Raw genomic sequence first — 13,566 nt, forward strand, 5'->3', positions numbered from 1 at the left:
ACGCAGGGTTGTCACTGCTCAAGCTGTTCGAGCAGGCCCAGGAATTCATCGTCGGACAGGCCTGAGTCAGCGAAGTCCGAAGCCGTGGCGCGGCCAGCCGCTGGAGACAGGCAGTGCTCCAGCAAGGCGCCGATCTGCTGCACAAACTGCTGCGCCAATCCGTTTACCAGTGCCTGATCATGAACATGCGGGGCATAACGCCATTCGATATGCAGCCGTCCTTCGTTCTCCAGCACCGTCACATCCAGCCAGTGGGTGCGGCGGGTATCGTCGGCGCGCATGCCTGGGCAGATCGGTCGGGCCAGACGCCAGAGACGCGAGGCCCCAAGCCATTGGTCCACACGGCCCAGATAGTTGAAGGTCAGCAGCGAGGCCGCTTTCAGCTCATTGGCCGGGTCGAGGCGCAACAGGCCGTAACCGATGCCTTGCTCGGGGACCCGGCGCAGAGCTTCCTTGGCCGCAATGATCGAGGACTCAAGGTCCCAGGAAGTCTTGACCGCCAGAGGGTAGCGACTGGTGTGCCAGCCCACCGAACGGGACAGGTCAGGGCCTTGTTCCCAGCCGCTGCGGCCATGGCTTTCCAGCTCAAGGGTGACTCGTTCGCGCCCTTGCCATTGACCGATGACACCGGCCAGTGCCGCCACCAGCAGATCCTGGACCTGGGTGCCGTAGGCTGAGTGGCAATCGCCTTGCAACCATTGCGTCTGCTCAACCGACAGTTGTGTATCCAGGGTGCGGCTTTCGCCGTATTCATTGGTCTGCTCCAGGGCTACGCCTTCAGCCACCAGTTGCTCATGCCAGTAATCCACCTGAGCCTGTACTTCGGGTTCGTTGCGATGGCGCTGCAAGGCTTCGCTCCACACATGGAAACCCGCCGAGACGGCTGGCAGAGCCAGGTCGGGTTGCAGGTACAGGCTTTCCAGTTCTTCCAGCAGCACTTGCCAGGACACGGCATCCACCAGCAGGTGATGGGCCGTACACAGCAGTTCCCGGCTTTGGGAGAAATACACCCAGCGGATCAAGGGTGCCTGATCAAGGCTGAAACCCTGCTGCCAGCGTTGTAGCAAGGCCTCGCTCAGAGGTTCCTGCTCCACGTGCAGCAGTGCCTCGACCTGCTTTTCGGAAAAGGCCTGATAACGTTGTTGCCAACCGTTTTCCGAGGCCTCGAAGATCAGCCGCAAGCTGGCATGGCGCTTGAGCAGCGCGCCAACGGCCTGGGTAAAGCGTTCCTGATCCAGCGGCTCGTCCAGTGCCAGCAACAGCGACTGGTTCCAGTAACCGGGCCGGGTTTGCTGCTGAGCGAAGAACCATTCCTGAATCGGTGTCAGGGCAAAGGCTGTGGTGGGTTCCTGGGCCTTTGGCGTAGCACCTGCGTTTGCCGCGCCAAGGTCAACTACCTGCTCTGCCCAACCGCGCACGGTGGGGAACTCGAAAATTTGCTTGGGCTTGAGTTGCAGGCGTTGCTGCTTGGCCTTGGCGATGATCTGCAAACTCAGAATCGAGTCACCACCTGCCGTGAAGAAGTTGTCGTCGGCACTCAGGTCAGGCTTGTCGAGAATTTCACGGGCGATGTCCAGCAGGCGTTTTTCGAGTTTGCTCTGCGGTGTCTGCGCCACTCGCGCCAAGGCCCGCACGCTTTGCTCGGCAAACAGTTGCTTGGGCGTCATCAGAATTTGTTGCTGACGCGCCAGGGCGATGATTTGCAGGCCGAGAATGGAATCGCCGCCATGGGCGAAGAAGTTGTCGTCCGGGCCAAGCTCGGGTTTGCCCAGCAGTGTCCGCCAGATATCCAGCAAGGTGCTTTCAACGGCATTCAGGGGTTGATTGCCTGTCGGCTCTGCCGAAGACGACTGAACCGGCGCCTGCTCGCTCATATGTTTCAATGCCTGACGATCAACCTTGCCATTGGCCAGCAAGGCAAAACGCTCAAGGCAATGCCACTGGGCTGGCTGCATATAGTCAGGCAGTTGCGTTTGCAGAGTGCTCTGAATGCCGGCCAGAGCCTCCGGCGGCGCAATCAGGAAGGCCACCAGACGGTTGCCGGTCAACGGCGTCGGAATGTTCAGCACCCGGACATCGCTGACCTGCGCAATGGTGCGCAATTGGGCCGCGACTTCTGCCGGCTCGACCCTGTAGCCCCGGATCTTGACCTGCTCATCGAGCCGGCCAAGAAACTCCACCTGACCCTGATGATTGATCCGGACCCGGTCGCCGGTGCGATAGCCGTACTCACCAAAACGGGCGTGATCCGCATCCGGGGCACTGAGATAGCCCGGTGCGACGGTTGCGCCCTGAATGTACAGCTCGCCGCTGACGCCGATTGGCAACAACGCACCTTCAGGAGAACGAACACTGACTTGAACATTGGCCAGTGGTTTCCCTAACGGCGCAGCACCACTGCCTTCCACTTCATGGGTCAGGACACCGACCGTGGTCTCGCTGGGGCCGTAGTGGTTGACGATGCGCAGGTCCGTTTTCAAGGTGCGCAAGCGGCTGACCAGGTCATGGCCCAGCGCTTCGCCGCCCGTGACCAGACACTGGCGTGGCAGCAAGCGCTGCGGATCTCTGGCGACCAGCAAGGCGTTGAGATGTGACGGCACGATCTTCAGCAGATCGACGGGCTCACGCTCCAGCACGGCGGCCAGTTCCTCGGCATCGAAGGCCAGTTCTTCGGCCAGCAGGCGCAGACGGCGACCACTGAGCAAGGCCCCGAACAAGGCCGTATGCCCAAGGTCGGTGGCGCAACTGGCGAGGCTGGCGAGGCTGGCATCAGCGCTCAGATTCAGGCGTTCAAGGCAACCGGTCACGTAATGAATCAGGTTGCCCTGGCTGACCTTCACCCCTTTTGGCTTGCCGCTGGAACCCGAGGTGTACACCACGTAAGCCGTCATATCTGCCGCCAATGCAGCACGCAGCGGCGCGTCGCTGAATAACGGCGCAGTCGGAACTGGCAACCAGCGCACCTGCTCCGCCAACCATTCGGGGCGCGAGCCTTCGCCCACCAGCACTTTGGGTGCAGCGTCCTGGCAGATGTCCTGCAGGCGCGACTCTGGCCATTGCGGATCGAGGACCAAGTAGGTTGCTCCACTCTGCCAGGCCGCGAGCATGTGCATCACCAGCTCGCGACTGCGTGGCAGGCACAAGGCAATCCGCTCGCCAGCCAGATCCAGACCCAGGCGCTCTCCACGGGCAACCACGGCACGGCCCAGTTCGGCATAGCTGAGCGTGCCCTTTTCATCCTGCAACGCAATCGCCTGGGGCTTGAGCGCACACTGTTGCGTGAAGGCTTCCCAGGCATTGCTGACGACCAGCGGAGTGCCTTCACCCTTGAGCAGCGATTGCTGCTCGACTGGCAACCAGTCGAGTTCGGCAAAGGGTACTTCAGGCTGTTCGAGCACCGCATGGACCAGTGCCACGAACTGGTCGCGGTAACGCTCGACAGTCTGATGCAGGTACAACGCCTTGCTGTAACGCCACCGGCACAGGAAGCCTTCTTCCTCGTCGATGACCACCATGTTCAGCTCGTGGGCTGCGCCACGCTGCTCCGAGAGCAAACGGTCGACATACTGCTCGAAAGGCGCAATACGCTCCTTGTTGAGGGTGAACATATGCTGGAACAGCGGCGCCCTGCCCATCTGTCGTGGCAGGTCCAGCTGTTTGACCAGACGCGAGAACGGATAGTGACGGTGTTGCAGGGCCTGTTTGACGGTGGCGTCCACCTGTTTTGCCCACTCGCCACTGGACACGTCGCGGCGCAGACGGCAACGGATCGGCAGCGGGTTGACCAGGTAGCCCGGCAGGTTGAGGTGTTCACGGCGCAAACGCCAGCCGCTGGGGGTTCCCAGCACGAAGTCATCCTGCCCGGACAGCACGCCGAGAAACTGCTGGAACAGCGAGAACCAGAATACATAAGGCGTTACACCCAAGCCTCGGGCGACGGCACGGATTCTGGCCGTCGCAGCGGGATCGAAACGCACCGACAACTCGCCGCCCTTGAATGCCTGATTGCTGCCATAAGGGAAATCCGTCGGCAATTCCAGGGCCGGGGCTTCGGCCAGTTGCGCCTGCCACCATGCCAGTTCAGCAGGTTCGGCCGCTTCGCTGCGAATATGCAGATCACTGCAATAATCGCGATACGCATCGGGATTTACCGGAGCCAGCGACTGACCATCGAGCAACGCGAACAGCTCATTGAGAAGGGTATAGAACGTGGCCAGATCCGCAGCGATGTGGTGAATCACCAGCAACACGCTGTATTCGGTAACGTCGCCCTGAGAGTTGCTCAGCAGGACAACACGGCTGACCTCGGCGGCTTCCAGATTGAACGGCTTGTCGGCCAGCCCGGTAATGTGTTGCTGCAAGGTATCGGCATCTGCGGCCTGCAATGCCACACGCTGCAAGGGCTGGATCTGTTCACGATGACTCCATTGCAGCAGCTCGCCATTACGCTCTGCATAGGCCGTGCACAACATCGGGTAACGCTGCTGTACCGTGCCCCAGGCATTCTGAAGGCGCTTGGGCAGATCATCGGTGACAAATTGCGCCTTGATACGCCCGGCATAAGCGATGTTATAGGCGCAGTTTTCAGGCTCCAGACGCTGTAGAAACCAGAGGGCCTGCTCGTTATCCGTCAATGGGCGGGCATCGAAATAATCGGGATGCTGTTGCAACCAGCGCAGTACCTCAGGACTTTTGGCCTGCAGTTCGGCTACCAGTTCATCGTTCAAGGCGCCCTGTGATCCGTGGGCAATGGCTAACTGGCCTTCGGCTATAGACAGGCGAATTCCGCGCAGCCAGCAGCGATGCATCAGGCGATCCATTTGTTGTCCTTTTTCTACTTGTTCGAAGTAAGCCGTCTATTGCGACAGCTTTCCAGATGAGAGTGCTCAGCTTGCCGAAGCAGGCTCCGCCATGGCGACCACGACCTTGCGTGCGCCCTGGAATGTCGAGCGGCCGTGGGCCACCAGCATGTTGTCGAGCATCAGTACGTCGCCTGCCTGCCAGGGGAAACTGACCTGGCAGCGCTGGAGAACAGCGCGTACATGCTCAAGAGCTTCCAGCTCGATGGGTGAACCGTCGCCGTAAAAAACGTTACGCGGCACGCCTTCCTCGCCAACGATGGAAATCAGCGTCTCGCGTACCGCCGGTGCAAGATTGGATATGTGAAACAGGTGCGCCTGATTGAACCAGACCCACTCGCCGCTCACCGGATGCCGGGCAACGGCCTGACAAACCTGACGAGTTGAAAGCTCACCCTCTTCATCCCACTCGAATTCGATATTGCTGGCCTTGCAGAACTGCTCGACCTGCGCCCGGTCTTCGGTGCTGAAAGCCTGTTGCCATGGCAGATCCAGGCCATTACCGTAATTGCGCACATACATCAGGCGCTTGTCGGCAAAACGCTGGCGAATGACCGGATCAAGCTGTCGATAGACCTCACGACTGTCTGCAATCGGGGTTTCTCCGCCGACCTGGGACGCCTGCACGCAATGAAACCAGATCTTCATAGGCCAGTTCAGGGAATAGGACTGTTCATTGTGCAGCGGAATGACCTGATGGGCCGGGTATTCGGTGGAGGTGTAGACGCGGTTGTTGAGTTTGGTGCGTGGCGTGGAAGCGTAGTCGTAGGTCAGCAGCTCATGGCCGAAGCTACAGGCAAACGCTTCAAAGTCGGCTTCGCCTTCGAAGGCAAAGCCTCGGAACAGAACACCACCGGCACGGGGCAATTCAGCCTCGACCACCCGCTGGATCTGCTCGCGATGGGCTTGCCAGGTATCGCCGGCAGCCGGCGCCTGAAAGATGAACGGCAGGGTCAGTTCACTCCCTTGGGAAACCTCCATGGATTGAACCTGTGTACGCGCCACACCCGTTTCCATTTGAACCCCTCGCCATCCCGATAAGCGTATTTTTTGGAGAGCACAAACTAATACAAACGAGTACCAACATCAATAGAGAATGATTGTCATTTATGACATTTGTATCAAAATTGACACAACTTATGGCGCTTGCAGCACGCTCTCCCGCTCACCGATATGCGACATCAGCAAATAGGCTGAACCTAACAGGCCTTGCATCGTATCGGCATAGCGGCTGCGGTTCAGATAAAGGAACTGACGATTCTTGACCGCAAACAGATTCTGCCATTGCGGCGACTGCCGGAAGGCCGCCGTGCTGGCCTCCGAATCTAGCAGCTCTTCATATGTATCAATAATGAAATCACTGTTGAAGTCGCCAATTCGCTCCAGGCTGTAGGGCACGTTCTGCCGTGCAGCGCTGTAAGCCGGGACACGTCCCAAGCCAAAATCGGCGATGACATCATCCATGCCGCCACGGCCGATCAACTGAAAGCCATCGGTGTAGACCTCAAGCGTCGTGACGGTCATTCGCGAAGGGTCCTTGACCCGTTTCTTGAACTCCTTGACGACCCATTGGTACTCACCGAGCATTTCGGCGTAACGCTGCTGCTTGCCGACCAGGTCGGCCAGCTCCTTGGCGTAGGTCTTGATATCGCTTTCACGTGCAGGCAACAGCACCACCGGCGCAATCTTGCTGAGCTTCTCCTTGATATCCGCGTGATATGACAATCCGATGATCAGGTCGGGCTTCAAGGCAGCAATCGCTTCCAGATCGGGCGCCTGATGCGAGCCGATGTATTGGATGCCCGTCACATCGAAACGCTCCTGGGTGCCGCGAAACAGCACATCGGAAAACAGCTTCTTGCGGCCTGTGGAGCCGCAGGGCTTGACGCCCAGCTCCAGCAATTGCGTGGTCAGGCTGAAGTCATGCAGCGACACGATGCAATGCGGCACCACTGGTACTTCGACCCGGCCAAAGCTGTTCTCGAACACCCTGGTTTCTGCAGCGTTCACATTTACGGCCAGCAATGCCAGAGGCACACACAACATGCACGCCACACCCCGGAAAATTCCTTTCACCCGCACTTCCCCCCAGACAATTTGTTTTTAGCGATTACGCTGACGCGCCAACAAGACCATCAGATAAGGCGCACCGATAATGGCGACCACCAGCCCGGCCGGTAGCTGCAAGGGTGGAAAGATGCCCCTTCCCAGTGTGTCGCCAGCCAGAACCAGCAGCGCGCCAAACAGCGCCGACAAGGGCATCAAGGCGCCATGGCGATCACCCGCCAGTTGCCGCGCCAGATGCGGAGCCACCAGACCGACAAAAGTCATGGTACCGACATTCGCCACAGCCGCCGCCGTCAGCATGACGCTGCACAGCAGCAAGGCAATCATGACACCCGTGACATTCAAGCCTCGGCTGAGCGCAACCTTTTCCCCCAGTTGCAGCAGGTTCAACTGCCGATGGCAGAACAACAACGGCACACCCGCCAGCAACAACCAGAGCCCAAGGCTGTTGACCTGCGCCCAGCCGGCCCGATGCAGACTGCCACCCAGCCACATCAGGGCCGACTCCACCTGATCGATATTGCCGTAGGTGATCAGCAGATCGGCGACGGCACTGAGCATGGCAGTAAGCCCCACGCCCACCAGAATCAGACGCAACGGCGAGATGCCCTGGCGCCAGGACAGCAGCGCAACAAAGAACGCCACGGCCAGACCGCCCGCCAGTGCCGCCAATGGATACAGCTCCAGCGGCAGAAGCCCGGGCCAGAGCACAATGATCAGCAACATGGTGACGCTGGCACCCGACTCCACACCCACCAGACCGGGCGCTGCCAGCGGATTGCGGGTCAACGACTGCATCAGCAGGCCAGCCAGGGACATGGCCGCCCCCGCCAGGATGGCCAGCAGCACACGGGGCAATCGCAGCTCCCAGAGCAGATTGCGGACTGTCGGACTGACCTGCTCGGGCGCCAGGACTGCCTGCCAGGCCTGAGCAACACTCAGGGAAAAACTGCCCACGGTCAGCGCATACAGGGCCAACCCGATCACAGCCCCTGTCAGCACCACCACCGAAATCAGGTCGATGGGTCGGGCAATCCAGGGAAGCAACGGCAAGGCTCTGGGCAAGGTCAGTCCGGCGCGCTTCATTTGACCTTCCTCAGCACCAGGATGACAAAAACAGGGCCACCGATCAGGGCCGTGACGATGCCGGTGTTGAGCTCGAACGGACTGACCACGGTGCGAGCCGCGATGTCCGCCAGAATCAGCAGCAGCGCGCCCAGCAAAGGGGCTGCCAGCAACAACCGACGATAATTGTCGCCAAACAGCAGGCGCGCCGCATGAGGCACCACCAGCCCGACAAAACCGATGGGGCCTGCCAGCGCCACGGCACACCCGGACAAGAGGACCACCGAAGCCAGCCCGAACACGCGCATCCGCAACAAGCTGACGCCCATGCCAGCAGCCGCTTGCGGACCCAGGCGGTGAGCATTCAAGGCCCGCACATTGAGCAGGCACAGAAACATGCCCAGCAAGACATAAGGCCAGACCCAGGCCTGCATGGTGCCGCCAGTCACGCCGATGGAGCCGGTCAGCCAGCGTCGCAGGCTGTCGAGCCCTTGTTGATCGAGCAATAACAGTATTGAAGTGATCGCACTGAACAGCGCCGCAATCATGGCGCCCGACAACGTCAGGCGAATCGGGTTATGGCCCCTGCCCGCCAGCAACAGGACGCCGATGGCAGCCGTCAGCGCACCGGCAAAGGCAAATAACGGAATCATCGACAAATCGTTGCCCGGCATCACCAGCAGCCCGAACACCACGAACAGTGCTGCGCCGCTGTTGATACCGAGAATCCCCGGATCGGCCAGCGGGTTATCGCCGACCGCCTGCATGATGGTACCGGCAAGCCCGAGGCTGGCACCGACCAGCAGCGCGACCAGCAGGCGCGGCAGGCGACTGCCACGAATGACACTGTGATCGGGATTGCCCGGCACATAAGCAACCAGTGCCTGCCAGGTTTCATGCCAGGGAATGCTCTTTGCGCCAACTGCCAGATGAATCAGTGCGGCCAGGGCGATTGCCATCAACAGACCCAGCCATACCGGCAACCGTAGACCGTGACTCACATCGCCTCCTGCACGGGCAGCGGCTTGCTTCGGTTCGACTGCGGGACGCATAACGGGTCGCCGGAATAAGGGTCGGTGATGATGTGTGCATCCAGATCGAAGACTGCCTTGAGGTTTTCCCGGGTGAACACCTCGGCAGGCGCGCCCTGGGCCAGCAAACGACCGCCACGCATCATCACCAGATGATCGGCGTAACGTGCGGCCTGATTCAGGTCATGCAGGACTGCCACGATGGTCTTGCCCTGCTCGCGCAGATCCACCAGCAGTTCGAGCAGCGTGATCTGATGGGCGATATCAAGAAAGGTGGTCGGCTCGTCCAGCAGAATCACCGGCGTATCCTGGGCGAGGGTCATGGCAATCCAGCAGCGCTGCAACTGCCCGCCCGACAGGGTTGCCAGCGAACGATCGAGCAGAGAGTTGATACCGGTCAGCTCGATGGCGCGGTCGATGGCCTGCTGATCCTGCCCGGACCATTGACGCCACCAGCTCTGCCAGGGAAAACGCCCCTGCATCACCAGTTCACGCACGCTCATGCCCGCTGGCGATGTGGTGCGCTGGGGCAGCAATGCCAGCTGTTGCGCCAGCGCCCGACGCGAATACTGGCGCAGCGGCTTGCCGGACAATTGCACCTCGCCAGCGCCAGGACGCAGCATGTGCGCAAGCACATTGAGCATGGTGGTCTTGCCGCAGCCGTTGGCACCGATCAACGCCGTGAAACGGCCTTCGGGGATGTCCAGGCTGACACCATCAAGCACAAGTTGTTCGCCATAGCCCAGCCGCACTCCGGTGGCTTTCAGCATGACCTTTCTCCCACCCAATAGAGCCTGATCGAATCGTCCGTCGAGCAATGCCCCGGCATCGTTTTTCATCCTGTCGTCACATCAGGGGCATAAGTGGGCCACAGAATGTGTCGAAAATGAAATAATTCTGTACCTCAGCAACAAATCTTAATGCAAAACCTTATCATTTACAGATAAAGTATGGCCAGTCGATACCAGCCCGGTTGAGCCACTGATGGCGCAGGATTCAGGGCAAATGGCTATTCCGAAAGTCAAAATGTACATCCAAGGACTTCCTCGATGCTCGAAAGAAAAATAACAGTTAGCACCGAAAACCGTTACACAAGGCGCCCTCCTGTGTTTCACCTGACCACCCTGGCACTGGCTTTGAGCGGCGTCATCTCGACGCAGGCAATCGCGGCGGATGAAGCATCCGACAAGAATGCCGTTCAACTCACCAATATCAACATCAACGCCGACACCCCGGAAAACCCGACTGCCCCGCTGGCCGGCAAGGTTGCCCTGCGCAATACCAGTGCCACCAAGACCAACGCGGCCATCACCGAAACACCGCAGTCGCTGTCCGTGGTGACTGCCGATGAAATCAACGACCGCAAGTCCGACACCCTGGCCGACGCCCTGAGCTATACGCCGGGCTTCACCAGCCAGCCATCGAGCTTCAACCGCACGTCCGACCGTTTCCGTATCCGCGGTTTCGACGTAGAGTCTGCCACCGGCGGCTCACTGCGTGACGGCCTGCGCCTGCAGAACAACTCCTACGACGGCGTCCAGGAACCCTACGGCCTTGAGCGTGTGGAAGTGATCCGTGGCGCGGCCTCGGTCCTGTACGGCCAGTTGTCACCAGGCGGATTCGTCAACGGTGTCAGCAAGCGCCCGACCGATACCCCGCTTCATGAGTTGGGCCTGCAATACGGCAACAATGATCGCAAGCAATTGACGGCCGACTTCAGCGGCCCACTGGGCGACAGCGATACCCTCAGCTACCGCCTGACCCTGTTGCAACGCGACAGTGGCACCCAGCAGGACCATATCAATGACGACAAGCTCTACATTGCTCCGGCCCTGACCTGGCGTCCCAATGAAGACACGTCGCTGACCTTGCTGGCTTTCCACCAGAAAAGCGACACGCGCTTCTCCGCGCCCCTGCCTTATCAGCTCGTCAAAGGCCTCGGCAACGGTCCCTTTACCATTGGCCGTCACGACTTCATCGGTGAGCCCGGTTACGACGACATGAATGGCGAAATGTCCGCCATCGGTTATGAGTTCGAGCATCACTTCAACGACAACATCCGCATCAGCAACAAGCTGCGTTACTACGAAGCGGAGATGAAGTGGAACTACTTGCAGGTCCCAATCAATAACGCAGCAGCAATAGCGGCTGTCAATTCTGCTGCCAGAAATGGCTTGCTGACTCGCCAGTACAGCGACCGTCACGAACGCTCCAGGGCCTTGGCCAGCGATACAAACGTCGAAGCACGCTGGAACATCGGCGGTGTGGAAAACACCTTTCTGATGGGTGCCGACACCTATGATGCATCCTATGACTCGCATAACTTCAGGGGCAACGCGCCCTCTTTGAATCTCGCCACCTACAACTATGGGCAGCCGGTGGTAGTGAACAAGGCGCAGGCCCTTGAACGTGGCTCACAGATCGATACCCTGCAGACCGGCATCTATCTACAAGACCAGATCAAGTTCGACGATCACTGGCTGCTGCTACTCGGTGGTCGCCACGACTGGGCCAACCAGGACCAGAAAGCTTTTGCCAACGGCCAGAAACGGCACCAGTCAGACGAATCCACCACGTGGCGCGCTGGCCTGGTGTACCAGGCGGATAACGGCCTGGCTCCATACATCAGCTACAGCGAGTCGTTCTTCCCGGTAGCGGTGGCGGATGCGCCGACCCAGAGCTTCGCCCCGACCGAAGGCAAGCAGTATGAAGTGGGTATTCGCTACCAGCCCCCTGGCAGCAATATCCTGTTGAGTGCCGCTGTTTATGAGCTGACCCAGAAAAACGTGCTGAAGACTGTCAATAACGTTTCTTCGCAGACGGGCGAACAACGCTCCCGCGGACTGGAACTGGAAGCCAAGGCCGATGTAACGCCGCAATTCAGCGTCATTGCCACCTATGCCTACACCGACGCGCGCATTACCGAAAGTTCGGTTCCGGGGGAAGTGGGCCAGCGCAGCGAAGATACGCCGTACCATCAGGCTGCACTGTGGACCGACTACAACTTCGCCCTGTTCGGCATTCCGCAACTGAAGATTGGCGGCGGCGCTCGCTACAAGGGCACAACCCAGGCTTCGGGTATCGAGTCGCAGATGCCGGCTTACTTCCTGTTCGACGCCATGGCCAGCTACCAGATCGACAAGAACTGGGATGTTTCCCTCAACGCAAACAATGTGACGAACAAGAAGTACACCTACTGTGAATTTGCGATCTGCCGCTACGGCGATGAGCGCGAACTGGTGACTTCCGTCAATTTCAGGTGGTAAAAACCCTGTAGGAACGAATTCATTCGTGAAGCCTTTCGCGAATGAATTCGTTCCCACGACTCACCCCTTCGGCTTCGCGGCCTCCAGCACCCCCCGGATAACCTGCGATTGCCACGCAAAGTACGGGTTGTACGTCAGCCGTGCATGCACCTTGCCCGGCTCACGATAGCCCCACTCGGAATACCACACCTCCTCTCCTGCCTCACAGCGCGCAACATCCCTGGTATTCAGGCTGTTCCAGCAGAAACGCAGCTTTCCTGATCGACCGTAAAGCGCATTTTGTGGCGAGAACAGGATGCCCATGTGTGAAAACTGGCTGATACGCTCATCTGCCAGTCGGTCCGTGCGGGTCAGGATGCGTGATGAGTCCGGTGCGCCTGCCTTTTCCTGGCCATACCAGATCAACCGGCTGGCAGGGTTTGTAAAGCGGCTACTGAACAACTCTCGAACATACTGCACATCAACGACCGAATCCTTTTCAGTCAGGACAATAGCCACTGGCCGGTCGAAGTTTTCATGCTCTATAAGGCTGCGAACCGCCACGCTGCTGCGGTAGAACTGGGCGAAGCCGTTGGTGGGCACGTTGTAATAGCGTACCGGTGATTGCTGCGGGCGCGTCTCGTTGGGCGCGACGAGCCAGGTCCTGACGTGGGCCAGCCATGGCGTCACCCAATCGAAGGTGGCACTGGAACGAAGGGCTGGCGAAAACAGCACCAGGCCATTGATGCCGGGATCCTTCATGGCATAGGCGAGTGCCAGATTCGCGCCGGTCGAGAAACCTCCCAGGTAAACCTCAGGGAACTCCTGTCGCAGCAGTGCAATCTGCTCCTGCACAAGTTGCTGCCATTCTTCCAGGTGAATGTCGATCATATCCTCAGGCTTGGTGCCATGCCCGGGCAGCAATGCTACACGCACGACATAGCCCTGATCAGCGAAATCCTGAGCGACGTCAACGAATGACCAGGGTGAATCACCCAGCCCGTGCAGCAAGAGCAGCGCCTTGCCGGACGGTGCGGCAGGACGAATCTCGAAAGGCGCATTCCACACCAGTTCATTGTCACGATTTTCAGTCTGGAAAAGACGCCGATCACGAATTTCCTGCCGTGTATCTTGCAGATACGCCTGAAAGCTCGCGTGATGTGTAATGGTTCTTTCAGCTTCTGGCGGCCGGGTGCATCCCATCGCCAGAGTCATGAATGCCATGCTGGCCGCTACCCTGGCCATGAGTGATTGCTGCATCGTTCCCCTACTCCCGATCCTTGCTGAACGTGTTTCCCT

At 59.4% G+C, this 13,566-nt stretch carries 8 protein-coding genes; 1 reads left to right on the top strand and 7 read right to left on the bottom strand.

The window, feature by feature from the left end; genetic code table 11:
- Window positions 1-11: 11 nt before the first annotated feature.
- The 6 genes from KGD89_RS12930 to KGD89_RS12955 all read right to left on the bottom strand — a co-directional run bounded on the left by KGD89_RS12930 (window position 12) and on the right by KGD89_RS12955 (window position 9,792).
- A complete protein-coding gene (locus tag KGD89_RS12930; protein ID WP_025260202.1) occupies window positions 12-4,820 on the bottom strand; it encodes a non-ribosomal peptide synthetase in 4,809 nt (1,602 codons plus the stop codon).
- Between the two features lie 66 nt (window positions 4,821-4,886).
- On the bottom strand, window positions 4,887-5,840 hold the full coding sequence (locus KGD89_RS12935) for a TauD/TfdA family dioxygenase (protein WP_074569179.1): 954 nt from the start codon (window positions 5,838-5,840) through the stop codon (window positions 4,887-4,889).
- Between the two features lie 156 nt (window positions 5,841-5,996).
- A complete protein-coding gene (locus tag KGD89_RS12940) occupies window positions 5,997-6,935 on the bottom strand; it encodes an ABC transporter substrate-binding protein (RefSeq protein ID WP_236249412.1) in 939 nt (312 codons plus the stop codon).
- A 27-nt stretch (window positions 6,936-6,962) separates the two neighbouring features.
- Window positions 6,963-8,012, bottom strand: a complete 1,050-nt coding sequence (locus KGD89_RS12945) for a FecCD family ABC transporter permease (RefSeq protein WP_025260205.1) — start codon at window positions 8,010-8,012, stop codon at window positions 6,963-6,965.
- Window positions 8,009-8,992, bottom strand: coding sequence for a FecCD family ABC transporter permease (locus KGD89_RS12950; RefSeq protein ID WP_025260206.1), 984 nt, complete (start codon window positions 8,990-8,992; stop codon window positions 8,009-8,011). The genes KGD89_RS12945 and KGD89_RS12950 overlap by 4 nt, the downstream gene beginning before the upstream one ends.
- Window positions 8,989-9,792: an ABC transporter ATP-binding protein gene (locus KGD89_RS12955; RefSeq protein ID WP_025260207.1), complete on the bottom strand. Its 804-nt coding sequence runs from the start codon at window positions 9,790-9,792 to the stop codon at window positions 8,989-8,991. The genes KGD89_RS12950 and KGD89_RS12955 overlap by 4 nt, the downstream gene beginning before the upstream one ends.
- 279 nt (window positions 9,793-10,071) lie before the next feature.
- Here KGD89_RS12955 and KGD89_RS12960 point away from each other — a divergent pair, with 279 nt between their 5' ends.
- Complete coding sequence (locus KGD89_RS12960; RefSeq protein ID WP_051427731.1) at window positions 10,072-12,288, top strand: TonB-dependent siderophore receptor; 2,217 nt, start codon at window positions 10,072-10,074, stop codon at window positions 12,286-12,288.
- 60 nt (window positions 12,289-12,348) lie between these two features.
- Here KGD89_RS12960 and KGD89_RS12965 read toward each other — a convergent pair whose 3' ends face one another.
- On the bottom strand, window positions 12,349-13,527 hold the full coding sequence (locus KGD89_RS12965) for an alpha/beta hydrolase (RefSeq protein WP_236250108.1): 1,179 nt from the start codon (window positions 13,525-13,527) through the stop codon (window positions 12,349-12,351).
- Window positions 13,528-13,566: the final 39 nt, after the last annotated feature.

The sequence above is a fragment of the Pseudomonas cichorii genome (assembly GCF_018343775.1).
GTDB lineage: Bacteria > Pseudomonadota > Gammaproteobacteria > Pseudomonadales > Pseudomonadaceae > Aquipseudomonas > Aquipseudomonas cichorii.